At 49.0% G+C, this 16,710-nt stretch carries 19 protein-coding genes; 3 read left to right on the forward strand and 16 right to left on the reverse strand.

The window, feature by feature from the left end; genetic code table 11:
• Window positions 1–29 precede the first annotated feature (29 nt).
• The 5 genes from ACFVQB_RS09055 to ACFVQB_RS09075 form a co-directional block, all read right to left on the reverse strand.
• Window positions 30–977: a nucleoside hydrolase gene (locus ACFVQB_RS09055; protein ID WP_379437248.1), complete on the reverse strand. Its 948-nt coding sequence runs from the start codon at window positions 975–977 to the stop codon at window positions 30–32.
• 63 nt (window positions 978–1,040) lie between these two features.
• Complete coding sequence (locus ACFVQB_RS09060; RefSeq protein ID WP_063567587.1) at window positions 1,041–1,445, reverse strand: DUF350 domain-containing protein; 405 nt, start codon at window positions 1,443–1,445, stop codon at window positions 1,041–1,043.
• The gene (locus tag ACFVQB_RS09065) at window positions 1,427–2,824 is read right to left on the reverse strand and encodes a glutathionylspermidine synthase family protein (RefSeq protein WP_379437251.1); all 1,398 of its coding nucleotides are present in this window, start codon (window positions 2,822–2,824) and stop codon (window positions 1,427–1,429) included. Before ACFVQB_RS09065 ends, ACFVQB_RS09060 begins: the two co-directional genes overlap by 19 nt.
• Before the next feature lie 6 nt (window positions 2,825–2,830).
• Complete coding sequence (locus tag ACFVQB_RS09070; RefSeq protein WP_379437254.1) at window positions 2,831–3,106, reverse strand: hypothetical protein; 276 nt, start codon at window positions 3,104–3,106, stop codon at window positions 2,831–2,833.
• Window positions 3,106–3,525 (reverse strand): hypothetical protein, encoded by a 420-nt coding sequence (locus ACFVQB_RS09075; protein WP_379437257.1) that lies wholly within the window; start codon window positions 3,523–3,525, stop codon window positions 3,106–3,108. The genes ACFVQB_RS09070 and ACFVQB_RS09075 overlap by 1 nt, the downstream gene beginning before the upstream one ends.
• A gap of 422 nt (window positions 3,526–3,947) precedes the next feature.
• On the opposite strand from ACFVQB_RS09075, the gene ACFVQB_RS09080 reads away from it, so the two are divergent.
• Complete coding sequence (locus ACFVQB_RS09080; protein ID WP_379437260.1) at window positions 3,948–4,112, forward strand: hypothetical protein; 165 nt, start codon at window positions 3,948–3,950, stop codon at window positions 4,110–4,112.
• On the opposite strand, the gene abc-f is transcribed toward ACFVQB_RS09080, so the two are convergent.
• The 10 genes from abc-f to ACFVQB_RS09130 form a co-directional block, all read right to left on the reverse strand.
• Complete coding sequence (abc-f, locus tag ACFVQB_RS09085) at window positions 4,107–6,098, reverse strand: ribosomal protection-like ABC-F family protein (RefSeq protein WP_379437263.1); 1,992 nt, start codon at window positions 6,096–6,098, stop codon at window positions 4,107–4,109. The genes ACFVQB_RS09080 and abc-f overlap by 6 nt on opposite strands.
• A gap of 98 nt (window positions 6,099–6,196) precedes the next feature.
• Entirely contained in the window at window positions 6,197–6,358 is a 162-nt protein-coding gene (locus ACFVQB_RS09090; RefSeq protein ID WP_379437295.1) for a hypothetical protein, read from the reverse strand.
• A gap of 107 nt (window positions 6,359–6,465) precedes the next feature.
• Complete coding sequence (locus tag ACFVQB_RS09095; protein WP_379437298.1) at window positions 6,466–6,750, reverse strand: hypothetical protein; 285 nt, start codon at window positions 6,748–6,750, stop codon at window positions 6,466–6,468.
• Window positions 6,751–6,943: 193 nt separating this feature from the next.
• Window positions 6,944–7,852 (reverse strand): ketose-bisphosphate aldolase, encoded by a 909-nt coding sequence (locus ACFVQB_RS09100; RefSeq protein ID WP_379437301.1) that lies wholly within the window; start codon window positions 7,850–7,852, stop codon window positions 6,944–6,946.
• Between the two features lie 64 nt (window positions 7,853–7,916).
• Window positions 7,917–9,008, reverse strand: coding sequence for a PTS fructose transporter subunit IIC (locus ACFVQB_RS09105; RefSeq protein ID WP_379437304.1), 1,092 nt, complete (start codon window positions 9,006–9,008; stop codon window positions 7,917–7,919).
• A 16-nt stretch (window positions 9,009–9,024) separates the two neighbouring features.
• The gene (locus ACFVQB_RS09110; RefSeq protein ID WP_379437307.1) at window positions 9,025–9,342 is read right to left on the reverse strand and encodes a PTS fructose transporter subunit IIB; all 318 of its coding nucleotides are present in this window, start codon (window positions 9,340–9,342) and stop codon (window positions 9,025–9,027) included.
• A gap of 62 nt (window positions 9,343–9,404) precedes the next feature.
• Window positions 9,405–9,869 (reverse strand): PTS sugar transporter subunit IIA, encoded by a 465-nt coding sequence (locus ACFVQB_RS09115; protein WP_379437309.1) that lies wholly within the window; start codon window positions 9,867–9,869, stop codon window positions 9,405–9,407.
• Complete coding sequence (locus ACFVQB_RS09120) at window positions 9,832–11,859, reverse strand: BglG family transcription antiterminator (protein ID WP_379437311.1); 2,028 nt, start codon at window positions 11,857–11,859, stop codon at window positions 9,832–9,834. The genes ACFVQB_RS09115 and ACFVQB_RS09120 overlap by 38 nt, the downstream gene beginning before the upstream one ends.
• Window positions 11,860–12,115: 256 nt before the next feature.
• Window positions 12,116–13,114 (reverse strand): glycosyltransferase, encoded by a 999-nt coding sequence (locus ACFVQB_RS09125; protein WP_379437314.1) that lies wholly within the window; start codon window positions 13,112–13,114, stop codon window positions 12,116–12,118.
• 25 nt (window positions 13,115–13,139) lie between these two features.
• Window positions 13,140–14,192, reverse strand: coding sequence for a phosphotransferase family protein (locus tag ACFVQB_RS09130; RefSeq protein ID WP_379437316.1), 1,053 nt, complete (start codon window positions 14,190–14,192; stop codon window positions 13,140–13,142).
• 147 nt (window positions 14,193–14,339) lie between these two features.
• Between ACFVQB_RS09130 and ACFVQB_RS09135 the strand changes: the two genes are divergently transcribed.
• Window positions 14,340–14,933 carry a TetR/AcrR family transcriptional regulator gene (locus ACFVQB_RS09135; RefSeq protein ID WP_379437319.1) on the forward strand — a complete coding sequence of 198 codons (594 nt, stop codon included), beginning with the start codon at window positions 14,340–14,342 and terminating at the stop codon, window positions 14,931–14,933.
• Between the two features lie 85 nt (window positions 14,934–15,018).
• Complete coding sequence (locus ACFVQB_RS09140) at window positions 15,019–15,597, forward strand: NAD(P)H-dependent oxidoreductase (RefSeq protein ID WP_379437322.1); 579 nt, start codon at window positions 15,019–15,021, stop codon at window positions 15,595–15,597.
• A gap of 269 nt (window positions 15,598–15,866) precedes the next feature.
• Here ACFVQB_RS09140 and nikE read toward each other — a convergent pair whose 3' ends face one another.
• On the reverse strand, window positions 15,867–16,667 hold the full coding sequence (gene nikE, locus ACFVQB_RS09145) for a nickel import ATP-binding protein NikE (RefSeq protein WP_379437325.1): 801 nt from the start codon (window positions 16,665–16,667) through the stop codon (window positions 15,867–15,869).
• Window positions 16,668–16,710 lie beyond the last annotated feature (43 nt).

Here is a 16,710-nt window from a genome sequence, read left to right on the forward strand (position 1 = left end):
GGGGACTACACGTATCAGCCAGCTTGAACTTATTGAATAGCGGAGAGCACATCCAGCAGCATGGATTTGAATTTCGGACGGTCAATGGCCTCGCAGACACGTACATTCGGCTCTTTGCCGAAACGCCCGTTAATATCCACAACGCTATATCCGCGTGTTAACTCTCCTGCTGCTTCTACATCCACATAATACTGACCGGATTTGGTCATGAGCGACTTATCTGCGGCAACAGCCATCAGCAACGTATCCGGGTGAGTGGTGCCATTCAGTTTATGTACCGATTTGTTGAACTGCATAACCACTTTGTTGATGGCGGTGAAGAAATCCGCACCAGATGTACCCAGTGCTGCAATCTCAGCATGATCATCATCATCCATAACGGAATATTGGGTACACATCTCCCAGCCAACCATGGTGATCGGAATGCCCGCGTGCAATACAATTTTGGCTGCTTCCGGGTCCACATAGAAGTTATACTCCGCGGCTGGCGTAATATTGCCCAGTGCATTATTCGTTCCGCCCATGATGTAGAGGTGAGCAATCTCCGGAATAATGGTTGGGTCCTTCTGAATGGCCATCGCAATGTTGGTCAGGGGTGCAATGGCCAGAAGCGAGATCTCGCCCGGCTGTGCGTGTACCTTTTCAATGATAAAATCAACTGCATGCCCTGCCTCTGGACGCTGGTCCGCCTTCGGGAAATGGGCCCCGCCCATGCCGTCATCGCCATGTACGTCTTCCACCGTGCGGTGTTGGGCCTCACCATAGGCCATCAATGGGCGTTCGCACCCTTTGTACACAGGCACCTTGCCGCCATGTCCTGCAACCTGTACCGTGTACAGGGCATTTTCAACCTCTTGATCAAACTGTACGTTCCCGCCTGTAATCGTAATGCCCTCCACCTGGAAATGGTGCAGTGCCGTCAGGATCGCAATCGTGTCGTCTCCTGCTGTATCTGTATCGATGATGACTTTTCTCATGATGCCGCGCTCCTTCTTCGTTAAATATTCAATCTAAATTATCGTTTATCGCTAGGGTTTATTTTACATCAAAAACGTACCGATGACGATGGAAACGCCGATGATAATCGAACGCAGCAGCTGTGCTACTGCCATATTGCCTCGTGCGATTTCGTCACATACCCGCATCTTGGGAATCAGGAAGTCAAATATAATATAGACCAGACACAAAATAATGATTCCAAGCGCCGACCAGAGCAGCATATCCAGCCAAGAATGTGTGGAGAAGGATACCATACCCACAATGATACATAGGCCCAGCAATTTGCTGCCCATATACATGCCTGCCGCCTCGTTGCCTTTCGCAATTTCCTCGCTATCGTTATACCGGGTCAATTGGCTAAAAGCGAAGTACCCACATACCAATACAACCAGCAAAATGCCTACACCTACCGCTACATTCAGCAGGTTCAATCCCAAATTGTCCATTCCTTATCCTCCTCGTCATCCATCCGTTCATTGATCACAGCCGCACAATAATAGGCCATATCTCCGGTTACCTTCTCTCCGATCCGGGGCAACACACCGGCAAAACGTCCACCGATGACAAACACCCCTGTAAGCAAATAACCGCTGTATTCGCCATCCTCTGTCTGAATCACGGCCTGTTCCATCGGAACCAGCTGCTGATAAATTTTAGGCTGATTATTATAGTAGGCTGCGATTTCCTCATCTTCTTGCAGTTCGTCTATTGTGTTGGGATTCTTGTGGGCGTACAGCTGATGAGATGCAGCCGTTTGGCCCGCATGATGATCCGATCCCTCACCCAGCAGCGAGGTGCCTCGACCTTCGCGCCCCCAATAGCTTTTGGCCACATAAGGCATTGCGCTCCATTCAAAAGGTCCGGCTTCGAAATAGGTAGGTAGCAGATACCGTGAAATGGAAGCTAACTCCGCATCGTTAAACAGCCGAAATCCACAATATTCCGGGGTTTGTTCGTTGCGTTCATAGAGTGACCAGATCGCCGCCATGAAGCCCTTGCTCTGCATCAGCACATGCTGTGCAGGATTCATCAGGCCCAAGCGCCCATCCTGCACCAACTCAAGCAGAGCTGCGCCGATGTCCACCCCGGTCGTTTCATCTCGATCATCGATTAGATATTCCAGGGGATAGAGGCGGTACAGCAGGTTGATCTCGCGTCCTTGATGGTAGAGCGCCTCTCCCGGAATAATCTCCAACTCCTCCAGTGGAGCATAGAACGTTTCATAACCCGCCTCCTGACACAGCTTCATCAGATACTCCGTATTGGTCCGATCCTCCACATGCTCCCCAAATGAAGTAAAGGTCACCGGGCCCTGCAACCCCTGCCGCGCATAAGCGCCCAGCCAGCTGCGAAAGCATACCCGGATGCGATCATCCATTTCTTTGGATGGAGCATGGAACGATGTTTTTTCAGCCATCCCCACCAAAATACCTTCCAAAGCAGCTGCTTCAGGTATGCCGGTTGGGGTATCGGTGTTATTTTCAATACATTTAGGTCCCGCTTCCCCAATAATCCAGTCCTGCCGAGTGATCCCGCCTGTCACCATCTCCATACGCGCTGCCGGAATAAGGCCGGGATGAATGCCCAACTGCTGCTCCAGAAAAGAATCGGGCATATATCGCTGGATAAAACGCATCACCTTGCAAAAAATCCCGTCTACAGCCTCGACTGCTGTACACAGTTCCTGCATCTCCGCAAGGGAATAGACCGTCAATGCAGGTACACAATATTGCTTGCCATACATTCGGTGATAGGGAACTTGCTGCCCTGCTTCGCCCCTAAATACTTCTTCATGGCTGAATGGCAGCTGGTATACATGCCTCATCAGGTTCTAACCTCCCGAACTGCGGAAGAAGCTGCCAAAGCCGCTCGATTTCGAACTGGATTTGCTATAGGAGCTGCTGTCTTTGTTGCTCCGATAGGACGATCCGCCACCGTAGTAATAGTGCCCACTGCTGGAGTCATATTCACATCCGGTATCGTATTCCGGGTCACACTCGTCGCTGTTACTGCTGCAACCGGATAATACGGCTGGAACCGCAAGTATTAGCGAGAAGGCAACCAGCTTGGCACGTGATCCGGGTTTGGGTTTAGGATTTTCGCCCATTACAGATCCACCTCCTTCGCAAAAAACAACACTTTCTTGCGATCCGCATCCAGCACGGAATATACAAATTCATAGGTCGTACCGCCCCGGACCATGTAATGGTCCAGCAGTTGCTCGGCAAGCTCCATCGTGTACGAGGAGGACTCTGCCAAGTCCAATTCCTGAAATGCACTCCCATTCCACAGCATATATTCCGCGCTGTACATGGAGGACATTTTGCACATCGCCAGTGCAGCGTCCGCAATCGCTGTGCCGTATTCCACAGGTTTTTGATTGTGATACTCGGTCACGTAGACTGCATGCTCCCGACGATCCTCACATTCATTGGACAGATGCGCCCAGAGCTTATTTTTCATCAGGGTAGCATCGACCAGCTTACGCATGAACAGTTCATCGCGAGTGACCGAAACCTGCTCCAATACCCCCGTCTCCACCTGCCGGTCATCCGACCAGTTCCGATAAGTCAATGAATAATAAATAACGATAACCTGCCTTTCTGTGAGCTCTAAGAGGAGCCGTTTCATTACACACAAACGTATTTAACGCACGCGAAGGAAAAAAGTTACACTATTCCCGATGACATGTAAAAAAGAACAGGTTACCGATCTCGTTCCCCAAGCATGGGGTTCAAGCGTTAACGAATCGCACAAGCCTTATATGGTGATTACATGTGAAATACAGATTTTAGCGAACCTGATAGATGCTATTTCGGAAAAAAACAGCCTCAAACAACGATAACATCCACTACATGAGGGAATAACATCTCTGTGGTTCGTTAGATATTCGGTGTGTGGATTTTGAAGCCAATAGGGTCTCCTCCATTCGTTAGGATGTCGGATACTTGAATCCGTCGAATCATTGGGAGTCGTCCCTGAAGCGCAAAAAACTGTCCCAAAGCCAATGCATGACTTATGAGACAGCCTCCTTGCTCAAGCTGTTGCTAGCTCCTATTGCTGTTGCTGTTTCTGTTGCCAATGACCTTCCAGCTTACACATATGGCTTATAATTCGGCCCACTTGGTGAGCAGTTCATTGTATTCTCCTGATATTTGCTCTCGCTCATTCCACATCTGTTCCAAAGCAAGCGGATCATTCGCCACCGTTTCGAGTTGTTGATCCAGTTCCCGGAGCCGGGTCTCCAGGTATGCCATAACCTGCTCCAGCTTCTCCGCAGTACGCTCGCTATCACGGCTCATTCCAGTTTTCCCAGCCTGGAAGAAGGGTGAATTGTTCAGCTTGCCTGATCCCGCAGCAGCCGAAGTCCCGCGGGAAGAAACTCCTGCTTCTGCCCCAGCGGCAGTACCCCGGGGTGACGCCTTCGCTCCTGCTGTCGCCTGATTTGCCACCGCTGCACGGGCTTGCAGATCAAGCTTCTTCTCGCGATAGGCTTCATAGTCTCCCAGATACGCGGTCATCCGCCCGTTCTCCAGTTCCCACACGCGGGAAGCGAGTCGATTGACGAAGTAACGGTCATGCGAGATGGCAAGCACCGTTCCTTCAAAATCAACCAACGACTCTTCGAGTGCTTCCCTTGAAGCGATATCCAGATGGTTGGTCGGTTCATCCAGCAGAAGCACATTCGGCTTGCGCTGAACCAGCAGAGCCAGCCTTAGCCGTGTCCATTCCCCGCCAGACAACTGTCCTACCGAGCGAAATACATCTGCTCCATAGAATAGATATCGGGCCAGAATCCCACGTGCTTCTCCTTCTTCCACGCCCGCTTCCAGTCGGAAATACTCCAGCACATTCAGTTTCGGATTCGAAGGTTCCTCCTGCTGAGCCAGATAGCCAACATCCACACGTGCACCCCACTCCAGGTTGCCTGCACTCGGTTGTTCCTCTCCCAGCAACAGCTTGAACAACGTTGTTTTGCCTGAACCATTGCGTCCAATAAGGGCAATTTTATCGCCATATTCGAGTAATCCCGAAACACCACGCAGAATTTGGCGTTCTCCATAAGCCTTTTCGACCTGTTCCATAACAGCCACCCGTTTTCCCGTACGGTCTGTAGGACGTACATCAAAGTCGGCATTACGCCGCTCCAGTACCGGGCGTTTCACCTGTTCCATTCGTTCGATTGCTTTACGCATTGAGGCAGCGCGCCGAAAGAACTTTTCATTGCCCCCAACTCGGCCCCATTCTTCTAATTGGCGGATCGTTTCTTTCATTTTTTTGATCACCTTCTGCTGCTCCTTGAACTCCTCGAATTGCTGCAACAGTCGTTGTTCCTTCACTTTCATGTATTCCGTATAACCGCCAGCAGACGTTTCCGCTTCTCCATCTTCCAGCTCTAACGTTCGGGATGCTACGCGGTCCAAAAAGTAACGATCATGTGAGATCAGGATAATCGTACCTGTGTACTCGCACAAAAATCCCTCCAGCCATTCCACCCGCTCCAGATCAAGATGGTTGGTCGGCTCATCCAGCAGCAACAGATCAGGCCTTACAATCAGTTGTGAAGCCAGTACAACCCGAGTCTGTTCACCACCAGACAATGAGCCAAACCGCCATCCGTAATGCTCCTTCGCAATATCCAAACCGTCCGCCACCTGATCAATCCGGGCATCCATTTCATATCCGCCTTCGCGCTCGAACTGGTCCTGCAATGCCGCGTACCTCTTCAACAGGCGTTCCAATTGATTCGGATCGGCCGCACAGTCCGGATCGGACATCTGCTGCTCCATTTCCTTCATTTGACTCCGGCACGCCATAAGCTCCCTGAATCCAAGACTCAGCACATCCAGCACCGTGTAATCATCCATTCCTTCCGGCACCTGAGCGACGTAACCGATACGTGTATCCTTCTTAATCATCAATTGTCCTTCATCCGGCTGGTTCAGCCGTGCCATCAGACGCATCAATGTCGTTTTACCGCTTCCGTTGCGGCCGATCAGGGCGACCTTGTCGCCTTCCATAATTTCAAACGTAATGCCGTCCAGCACCAGATGTGCTCCGTGGTATTGAGTCAGTTCTTGTGCGCTAATCATCATCATAATAAGGTTCCTCCTATGGATTGGAAGATCCTGACCGCAACACAAAAAGAGCCGCAGGAGGTTAGCTCCGCGGCCCTTCAGAATTCAAGCAGTTATGCTTATCGTCCGAATGAGGTCAAGGCAGGCATCTTCTCGCAAATGTTAATTTCCGTATATTCAAAATTGGACAGACTTCTCCCATTGGTTGGAAAAGTATGAACAATGCCAGCCATAGCAATCGGCAGCTGGCTAATACGGTTGTTAAGCATCTCGTGATTCACCTGTCTTCACCTCCCTTTTCATAATTAGTGCCAATATATCACAGAAGAATGCATTCCTGCAACTATCCGATCGCCCAATTTACCCTTTGTAAGGCGACTCGTCCCGACTAGTTCCTTCTGCGCCGCCGTATAACCACATCCACAATAACGACCGTGATCAGGGTGAGCAAGCCGGAAGTTGCAATCGATACCCCCATCAGGGCATAGCCGATCCCGTTCCATCCGCCAATATCTACACTAATCATGATAATAATGGCTCCGCCCAACACCGCCACACAAGGCAGAATATATTGGGCCCATGTCATCCGCCGACCTTGCAATCGATAGATGAGCCATCCGATTAACAGCAATGCGACCCAAACAAGGAGTACCAATAGAACAAGACCTGCCACCTATTACGCCCCCTTCTCCTCCGCTCATTTCTTACAAATCACCACTGACGCTAATATTCTGAATACGTGTAGAGTTTATCACATTATTAAGCCCTCTTTCACGATAAATCGAATTCGTGAAAGAGGGCTTCAAGGAGGTTTCAAGATATGAAATTGGCACATTTCTTATGGTACCTTGCACCCGCCAGCAGGCTTAGTAAAGGCTCACGCTTTCAGCCTGGCGTTGTTCATAACGCAGTCCCTTGTATAAATCCGCTTTGCCAACTGAATTGAACAGATTCATTTTATGGCGAATGACGCTTTGGGCCTCAGCAATGCATTCCGGATAGATTGCGTTAGGGTCCCATAACTCTGTTGTGCTTAAAATTTCACGAGCTTTTTTGAAGTATGAGTACTTCATATCGCTGGAAATATTAATTTTACAAATGCCTAACTGAACAGAGTCGGAGACCTCCTGATCGGGGTTTGCGGAGCCCCCATGAAGAACAAGAGGGATGTCTACCAATTGGTTGATTTCTCTTAGGATATCCATTTGCAGCTCCGGTTTAATATGTTTGGGATATATGCCATGGGCTGTACCGATAGCCACCGCTAACGTGTCGATACCCGTACGTGCCACAAAATCCTCCGCCTGAGCCGGATCCGTGTAAGTCACCACAGATACGCCGCCTTCGATAGAGTTACCCGTCTGCCCAATCGTCCCCAACTCCCCTTCAACAGATACGCCAGCAGCGTGTGCAATCTCCACCGCTTGTTTTGTAATAGCCACATTGTCTTCGTAAGGGAGCAGAGAACCATCAATCATGACGGAAGTAAATCCACACTTGATCGCCCGGATGATATCCGCAATGGACCCGCCATGATCGAGATGGATAACCAGTGGAACATGGCTGGCATATGCACGTTGTTTGGCGTATGCGAAAAATTCATCAGTCAAAAATTCAAGTTCCGTGGGATGGATGGCGATTATAGCCGGTGAACTGGAATGTTCCGCCTCCTCAATAACCGCTCTTAAAAATGTGCTGTCCGCCACGTTAAACGCTCCTACCGCGAATTTGTGTTCTTTGGCTACCTTAAGCAATTCCTTCATCGTAATCAACATAAGTTCACATCTCCCTTGGATTGTATCCGATTTAGTAGTGAAACGTTATCATCTTAAATGGGCCTTACTCAACTTTGAACACAATGTCATCGAAGCTTACGCTTTCGTCTTCGGTATCGTCGAATTCTTCATCCACGGCCGTTACTGGTTTCTTTAAAAGAGATAAGGTTATTCCACATATCCCCGTTCCAATGAGGAGAGATATCATAAACAGCCATGGATGTGTGAAGAGGGGTACAACGAATAATCCTCCGTGCGGCACCGGAGCCTCAACGCCCCAGATCATAATCAGTCCACCAGCTACCGCTGAGCCGATGACACAGGAAGTCACCACCCGGATCAGATCCCTTGCCGCAATCGGAATCACTCCCTCCGTAACCATGCAGATCCCCATTGGAAATGCGGCCTTCAATGATTCCTTTTCCGCTGCTGTGTATTTGTTTCTCGTCAGGAAATACGACAGGGTAATCCCCAGTGGTGGAATAATGGAGCCGACAAACTTGACAGCCTCAGGCCCATAGATCCCTTGGACCAGCATTCCATCGGCAAACAGCGACATCGTTTTATTAACAGGTCCTCCGAAGTCAAAGGTAGCCATCATGCCCAGAATGGCCCCGAGTGCAAATTTGGAACCACCCTGCATCGATTCAAGCACATGGGTGAGGCTGTCCTGCAGCCAGACAATTGGCTGACCAATCACAAGGAAGATACATAAACCGGAAATCAGTGTGGCCAGAAACGGAATAACGAGGACGGGCATTAATCCCTGCATCGACTTCGGCAGCTTCACATATTTTCGGATGCCGAGAACGACGTAACCCACCAGGAATCCTCCCAACATACCACCAATGAACCCAGCCTGAATCTGACTGCATATAAAACCAACAATTAATCCTGGAGCAATGCCTGGTCGGTCGGAGATCGAATAAGCAATCGCTGCGCAAATTAAAGGTACAACCAGCCCCATTCCCCAACCGCCGATCTGGTTAATCATATACGGAATGGTGCCTTCCGCCTTGCCCACATCCGCTCCTCCCAAAATTTGACCCAGCGCGATACACAGCCCTGAAGCAACGATCAAAGGAATCATATAGGAAATTCCCGTTAACAGATGGCCTTTGATTACTGAACCTGCGTGATTGGATTTTGCGCTCATCGTCTCGCCTCCCTTTTTATGAGGAAATCCCTAAAGACTGCTCCACCTTTTCAATGAATTTAATCGGGGCTTTAATGACCGTTTCGGTTTTCACTCGGATGATCCGTTTGCCTTTGAATCGTTCTTCTCCACCGATCTTGATATCTGCGGCTACAATGACAATATCAGCAGCTCTGATCTCTTCCCTGGAAAGCTCGTTTTCTGTTCCTATGGTGCCTTGGGTCTCCACTTTAATCTCATGCCCGCGGGCTATCGCACCCTTGATCAATTTTTCCTTGGCAATATACGTGTGGGCAATACCAGCAGTGCATGCCGCTACGGCTACAATGTTCATCAGTATCCCTCCAAATGATGTAGGTGTGCTCCATTTTATTAAAATCCATAAATTCCCTTAATCTACGATACGCTCTCCCTGCGGGCAAACAGATCCATAATCTGCGCCGGATCAGGCTCATGCAGCAAACGTTCCAACACCTCTTCATCGGCAAGCATACCAGCCACCTGGACCAACAGCTTCATGTGGGTAGTATTCCGGTCCACAAGCCGTACTGCAAACAAAATAACGACATGGACAGGTTTGCCGTCCAGCGTCTCCCATTCAAGCGGATGCTCTGTCCGCCCGATGGTTAGGGAGGTTTTGAGGACAGCCGCCGATTTGCCGTGAGGAATCGCAACATGATTCTCCAGGCCGGTCTGACCTTCTTCCTCTCTTAAATAAACGTCCTTGATAAACTCTTCCTTGGAGGAAAGGGCGCCATCCTTTTCCAGTAATTCTGCCAGTTCCTCGATGGCTTCATCCTTGGTTCGTGCTTTTAGATCCAGCTTAATCAACCGTTCGTTGATAATCTTGGTTATATCCATAATGGTCCTCCTCCTGGTCATGCTTGGACTGTAATATCTCGACTAGCTCCAAAGGTGTAGTCACCCTCATGATCTGTTCATACATATGTCTGCACATCAACAGGCTCTGTATTTCTATCAGTAATTCAGTTATTGGTCCATCGTCAAAGAAAGCGATTACAATTTCCAGTTTGCTATTTTCCGATTCGCCTTGAATAATATTAAAACCGACGATCGGATTGACGTTCACATCACTGCGGATCAGGAAAACGGACAAACGTTTATTCAGCTTGGCCTCGGCAAACGTTCGGTTCTCAATGTCAGCGCCTGCGTTTTTGAGTACAGATGCAAACAGCTTCAGACGGGACGCTGTCCCTCCTGCGGACTGTTCCTTCGTTTTTGCTTCAATCTGCAAATAAGATGGGTGGAAGTACGCCCCGAGCAGCGGAAACGAAAACACCTTGTTTGGATGTTGATTCATCCTCTCCTCGTTAAACTTGGCCTTGATTAAACTGACATCCATGTCATTTAAGAGCGCCGACACATACACAACCGGCAGATCCTGATGCTCCAGTTTAACGGTAGATATGATCAGATCAATTTCCGTCCAATCCTCTATACGCTTAAACCAGCTTGCCGAAATGACATCAACAACTTCCCATTCGGGAAATGAACGGTTAATCCGGTTTTTCAGCAAATGAGAGGTGCCTATTCCAGTAGAGCAGACCAGAATAACTCTTTTCTTTTTATTGTGTTTCTCAATGGATGCCTGAAAATAAAGTACCAGGTAACTTATCTCATCATCACTAAACGAATTCAATCCGCAGGCTTGGGCAATTGGCAGCATTCCCAAACGGACCAGAGAGAAGATCTCAGCATACGCCTTGCGTATATCCTCCAGTAGAGGATTATTAATGGAAATGTTGTATTTTAGACGGTTCAGCATCGGTTTGAAATGAATAATCAGACCTTTATACAACTCCTCGTCTGTTGTGAGATCCCGACGAATCATACCGGAGACTGTCTGAATCAATTCTTTGACCATCGCCTTGGACTCCGGACAAGCTTTGTCCATCAGACCTGACAACTCAAGGTTAAGGGAGGGGATACTCATTCCTGACGAAATCAGATATTGATAGATGAAATAGATCTCTTCCCTTGGCAGATCCAATCCGCATTGTTCCCTAATCCTTTCAGCCATGGCTTTTGCGATGGAATGCACATTTGGTTCAGTTACTGGATGATCGGGAATCCCGTCAGCCAGGCGAATTACTTTGCCACTTTTCAGTCTGCGGATACAAATCAACAGGTGAGTCAACATGTTGATGTAATATGGATCACCTATGGTATATCCTAATTGCTGCTCGGTTTCTTCCAGAATGCGTTGAATCCCTTCTACAGGACCGGAGCCAAAGTGTCTTATCAATTCCCCCAGTGTGTTGCCATCAATCCGGGACTCATGCTCTTGTTCTCCCTTCTGCTCTTCATTGACAAGTTCATTAATCAGAGAGGCCATGGCTTTACGGATATCGATCTCCGAACCGATCAGACGGGTGCCGAGTTGGCTTTTTTCCAGTCGCAGATGAAAGGGTGCAATCCTTTCTTCAATGGCCTTGAGATCATTCACAATCGATGCCTTACCAATAAAGTATTCTTCTGACAGCTTGTTAATCGAGGTTTCCTCAGGAGAATCATATAATAAATTCGTCAATATTTTGATTCTCCTCGCCTCTACGGAAAAGGTCGTCACCACCTTTTTGCCTGGAATCAATTGTGTCCTCCTCAGTTCCATCGTCTGTTCCTGGGTTAAAGCCAGTGCAATACCTGTTCCCGGCTTCCGTTCAAGGCGAATCCCGCGAATATCCAAATTGTTCTCCAAGGCGTTTAGTTCCCTGTAAATGGTTTTTTCGGACCAGTTCATGTGACTGGCTATTTCTTTGACCGGAACGAAATCCCTACGCTCCAATAGAAAATGCAAAATCTGATATTCTCTCGCAGACAGCGCTTTCATTTGGGAATCACTCCTTCCTTACGCTCACAGCATAACACCCCTATTTTTTTTGATAAATACTAAAATATGTCCATTTCATTCGGGTCAAAATAATATACCCCCTGTTCAGAACACAATGTGACATCCATTTATTCCAACGCAAAAAGGCTTCTATTCGGGCCGAAAACCCCGATCAGAAGCCTTTTTTCTCCGTTTCAATGCATCGGATGGATGCTCTTACCGGGACCCGGCACAGTTTATACCGCACCTAAATGGGTTACCCCAGCCAGCGAGAGAAAAACTCTCGATATCCCTCTTTCATAATCGTGCGTGAAAAAGCACCGAACGCATACTCCCGGTTGTCTTCCGACACACTGCGCGGCGCGGCCGCCGCCATGTTCACCAGTTCAAACCAGTTATCCTCATTGCCTGCAAAGGCATGCGTCGAACGAATATGGCCGTAGCAGGCGTGCTCCGGCTTCACCACCATTTTGCCCATCGCCATGGCTTCGGTCAGCGGCATCGCAAACGTATCAAAGGCCGAACAGCTCCAATACACCTTGGACGAATTCATCAGGGTGAATACTTCATCCTGCGTCAGCGCAAATTGCAATTTTACGTTGTCCGGAATGTTATATTTCTTCATGCTTTCCTCGTAGCGACGACCACCGAATACCATGTACACTTCCTTGTCCGGATTCTGCCGGGCATATTCCAGCACCAGATCCGGGCGGCGATTCGCCTCATCCCGACCGATCCAAAGTACACGATTATGCACGACCTGACTCGGGTCGTAATGGCGGTGCGCCAGCTCTTCGTTGAAGCCGATCGGGATGACGCTCACGTCGTGTACGCCGAAATTGCGGCCCAGTTCTGTTTTTAGGAACTCCGTCTGCACAATCGCTTTATCCACCATCGTATAAAATGGCTTCATCATCTCATAACCCGTCAGCGCCGGGTCGGGAAAGCTGTGCGGGAACAACACGCTTTTCGGTAAAAACATCTTCAAAAACGTAAACCCGGATACGGTGTAGATGACATGCTCTATATTTTGGCTATATATCTGGTCCAGTACGATATCATAGTTCACCAGGTCGCCTTTCTCATGCTCATAACCCGGCAACCAGTCATACCCGCTGACATGGCGCTCCGGCGAGATGAACACAATCTCTACACCCAGCTCCAGCCCGATCTGCTTCAGTCGATCCGCAAATACGCGCGGGCCCTGCGCCTCCGTGAATTGAATTTTACGCATTACGAGTCCTACTTTACGCATGTTCTGCACCCCTCATTTCTATTCCCTACAACATCCGTTTCATGCACTGTTCCAGCGTCATTGCCGTCTCGTGCCACTGGTTCCGCAGCTGTTCCTCGGGCCATACACAGTCTGCACATCTCAGATCCCCATCAATCAGACGCAGCATCCAGAGCGAGAATACAATGGCATATGCACTGTACCACCTTTTAAAAGAAACCCGGTCAACCTGAACGCTATGGCGCTCCAGCCCGTCCAGATAAACATCAATAATCCGCTCCCGCAGCTCAGGCGTAACGGTTCTCGGGAACAGCGGATGCGATAGATCCACCAGATGATACACGTCCCACAGAGCCGTATTCAGGTGAGCATGCTCCCAATCGATAATCACCAGCCTGCCATTCACATCCGCCATGTTGCCGGGATGCAGATCACCGTGACACAAGACACGAGGTAACTCCTCCTCTGCCGTATGGATTAGCGCGGCGATGTTGTGCCAATCCGATGGGAACAGCGTGATCTCCAGCTTGGACAACAGATCAGCGGTGGATTCCTTTTGCCCAAGCAGATCATCCAGCATGTCCCGGATTGGTGGTTTCTGACCCACCCGGGGCAATTCATTCCAATCAGCAACAGATAACGTGTGCCACTCCGCCATATGTACAGCAGCAGCCAGCATCGTCTCTTCCCGCGAATCATGCACCAGTTCGCCCAGATCCTCATAGATGATCCAGCTCTGTTCCGCGTCAATCTCACGGTCTGATGCAGCAATTAGTGCTGGATATATAGGGGGCAATACAGATAGCACATGCTTGGACATCCATTGCTCTCGCCCATATTGTGCAGGATTGGTCAGCGGTTTGAAAATATAACTTTCCCCGGTATGAACAGTGAAACGCTCCACGCACTTACCATTCATCCCTTTGTAGAGCCGTTCCCGGCTTGTTATATATTGTTCATTCAACGTCCCTTCGGGAGTCACCCAGCGATACGCCTGCACGTTTTCATTCACGCCAATCACCATCCATTTCGTTCCCCAGACCTGGAGCTGGCGCCGCTGATGTTTGCCTCTGCAGCTCTTCTTCGGTCCATCCTCCATGCCCGTCTATCCGATTATTATTTCTATCCATCATACGTTGCCGTTCACAAGCCTGCAAGCTTTGAGCGAAAGCACTTGTCGTAGCGTTAAATAAGAGATTTAGAAATGCCAGTTGCAATTTAGTTAGTAATCACTTACTATACAATCATGAAGAACAAACCTCATGTAGACAGCAAAAAGAAAGACATCCTACAAGCGGCGATGCGCTTGTTTGCAACCAAAGGCGTTGACGGCATTTCCGTCAAAGAGATCGGTGACGCCGCTGGAGTAACGGATGCGGCGATCTACAAACATTTTAAAAACAAAGATGCCGTTGCTCTTGAGGCCTTCACCCAATACTGCGCGGACTATACCGCCTTGATTGACGGATATGTTCATCAGGATGGTCCGGTGCTGGAACGTTTCCGACAACTAATTACCGAGGTTCTCCACCTGCACGATGAAGATCCCTACGGACTGCTGCTGATTTCACAAAATCATGAAATATTTATTGAAGTCGGAAGCAGTGAAGATTATCGCCAGCCGCTGGATGCGTTGATTGACCTGATCGATCAGGGAATTATGCGGGGTGAACTGCCGGATCAGGATTCACGGCTCACGGCTGTTCTGGTCATTGGTGCCATTACGCGCATGGCTGTCTCCAGTATGCAAGGTGAACTGCCGGAGCTGCTTGTACCGTATACCGGGGAAACCGTTCATCGCCTTGCGGCCATGCTGGGCCAGCTTTCAGGAAATTCCTGAGTGTTTACCAGGTCATTCGTGACCTTTTCTTTTTGCACATGAGGTTAGTGTTCATTAACTAAAAAAGTCAGGACGTGTCGTTTTCATGAAAAACATATTAATTATCCAAGGTAATCCCGTCTCCCCAAGTTACAATGGCGCAATCGCCGAAGCTTATCGTAAAGGTGCTGTGCAAGCAGGTGCCGAGGTTCGCATGATCACCCTCAATGAGTTGGATTTCAACATGAATTTAGCCGGTGGATACCGCAATAAACTTCCACTTGAACCTGACTTGTTGGAAGCTCAAGAGGCAATTAAATGGGCAGAACATCTCGTATGGGTGTTTCCAATTTGGTGGGGAGGACCCCCTGCCCTGTTAAAGGGCTTCATTGACCGGATCTTCATGCCAGGCTATGCCTTCAAGTATCAAAAAGGAAAACCTTTCCCGGATCAACTGCTCAAAGGTCGCACCGCACGCATGATCACCACCATGGACGGTCCGAGCTGGTACTACAAATGGTTCCAAGGTGAACCTGCACACAAAATGATGAAAATCTCCACGTTTGGACTCACAGGCATCAAACCTGTGCGCATAACAACTGTAGATCTGGTGGGCAAGCAGTCCGAGGCGCAACGGAAGCAGTGGCTGGAGAAGATCGAGCAGCTTGGGCGGAAGATGGCTTAAACCATAACTTATTATAAATTATTTTAGGAATCGCCTATGTCTGTCTGGACACAAAAAAGGGAATGTCCCATACGTCATGCTCATGACGGGACGCCCCTATTTAGCGTTAATTATGGTTTAACGAATCGTAGAGGCGTTATTTCCTCGATCTGCATGTCCTTTCGCAGGTTTGTACCGGAATAACTTCACTGAGGTTCGTTAAACTTTGCATTCCACGCTAACCAACAAAATGACATTTATCAATTGCCATCTACCACTTTAAACAACGGTTAGTCAAATGGTATACGACTCGATGGATGCTCGGGCAAGATGGATGAAACCAACTGCTGCACAGCCGGATGTTCTGACTGTAAAATCGACTCCTTTTCATCCCCGCAATAGACCAGCCTTCCCTGATCCATCACGGCAATACTGTCGCAGATCGTCATAGCTGCCCGAATGTCATGTGTAATAAACAAGTAGGACAGCCCATAAGACGCTCTTAACTCCGCCAGCAAGGATAAAATTTGAGTCTGATGCACCATATCCAGACTACTGACCGACTCGTCCAGCACAATTAACTTTGGCTTGAGTGAAATAGCTCTCGCGATGTTGATTCGCTGTAGCTGTCCCCCGCTGAACTGATGTGGGAGCTTGCTGCCATCCTCAGGCTTAAGTCCAACCTGTTCAAGCAGTTGTCCAATTACGCGTCGTTGTTCCTTCGCCGACAATCGCTCGTAATTATCCAGCGGCTCCCCAATGATCTGTGCGGCAGTCATCAGCGGATTCACAGCAGAGTAACAGTCCTGGAACACCACCTGCAGGTCGCGTCTTAATCCCTTAAGGGCCTGTTTGCTGGCTTTGTAAATATCCTGACCCTGAAACAAAACCTGACCCTGACAAGGCTTCTCCAGCCCCAGTATAACTTTGCCCAACGTGCTTTTACCTGCGCCGCTTGTACCGAGCAACCCCAGGCAGAAACCCTTTTCAATCGTAAGCGAAATATCTGACAGCACAGGAGGACGTGCCCCCGAACGTTCCAGCCAGCTGCGTTTGCCATAGCTATGGCTTACTTCACGTACCTGAAGCACAGGTCACCATCCTCTCTTGTACTTGGCAGAAGCAACCTCGTGT

Source organism: Paenibacillus sp. NPDC057886 (genome assembly GCF_042796655.1).
Classification (GTDB): Bacteria; Bacillota; Bacilli; order Paenibacillales; family Paenibacillaceae; genus Paenibacillus.

What these genes read in the sequence shown, in the direction of transcription:
- ACFVQB_RS09140 (WP_379437322.1), top strand. Translation starts at nt 15,019, where the DNA reads ATGAAAAACATATTAATTATCCAAGGTAATCCCGTCTCCCCAAGTTAC.
- ACFVQB_RS09060 (WP_063567587.1), bottom strand. Translation starts at nt 1,445, where the DNA reads ATGGACAATTTGGGATTGAACCTGCTGAATGTAGCGGTAGGTGTAGGC.
- ACFVQB_RS09055 (WP_379437248.1), bottom strand. Translation starts at nt 977, where the DNA reads ATGAGAAAAGTCATCATCGATACAGATACAGCAGGAGACGACACGATT.
- ACFVQB_RS09070 (WP_379437254.1), bottom strand. Translation starts at nt 3,106, where the DNA reads ATGGGCGAAAATCCTAAACCCAAACCCGGATCACGTGCCAAGCTGGTT.
- ACFVQB_RS09110 (WP_379437307.1), bottom strand. Translation starts at nt 9,342, where the DNA reads ATGAACATTGTAGCCGTAGCGGCATGCACTGCTGGTATTGCCCACACG.
- ACFVQB_RS09105 (WP_379437304.1), bottom strand. Translation starts at nt 9,008, where the DNA reads ATGAGCGCAAAATCCAATCACGCAGGTTCAGTAATCAAAGGCCATCTG.
- ACFVQB_RS09120 (WP_379437311.1), bottom strand. Translation starts at nt 11,859, where the DNA reads ATGAAAGCGCTGTCTGCGAGAGAATATCAGATTTTGCATTTTCTATTG.
- ACFVQB_RS09125 (WP_379437314.1), bottom strand. Translation starts at nt 13,114, where the DNA reads ATGCGTAAAGTAGGACTCGTAATGCGTAAAATTCAATTCACGGAGGCG.
- abc-f (WP_379437263.1), bottom strand. Translation starts at nt 6,098, where the DNA reads ATGATGATGATTAGCGCACAAGAACTGACTCAATACCACGGAGCACAT.
- ACFVQB_RS09100 (WP_379437301.1), bottom strand. Translation starts at nt 7,852, where the DNA reads ATGTTGATTACGATGAAGGAATTGCTTAAGGTAGCCAAAGAACACAAA.
- ACFVQB_RS09135 (WP_379437319.1), top strand. Translation starts at nt 14,340, where the DNA reads ATGAAGAACAAACCTCATGTAGACAGCAAAAAGAAAGACATCCTACAA.
- ACFVQB_RS09115 (WP_379437309.1), bottom strand. Translation starts at nt 9,869, where the DNA reads ATGGATATAACCAAGATTATCAACGAACGGTTGATTAAGCTGGATCTA.
- ACFVQB_RS09130 (WP_379437316.1), bottom strand. Translation starts at nt 14,192, where the DNA reads ATGGAGGATGGACCGAAGAAGAGCTGCAGAGGCAAACATCAGCGGCGC.
- ACFVQB_RS09065 (WP_379437251.1), bottom strand. Translation starts at nt 2,824, where the DNA reads ATGAGGCATGTATACCAGCTGCCATTCAGCCATGAAGAAGTATTTAGG.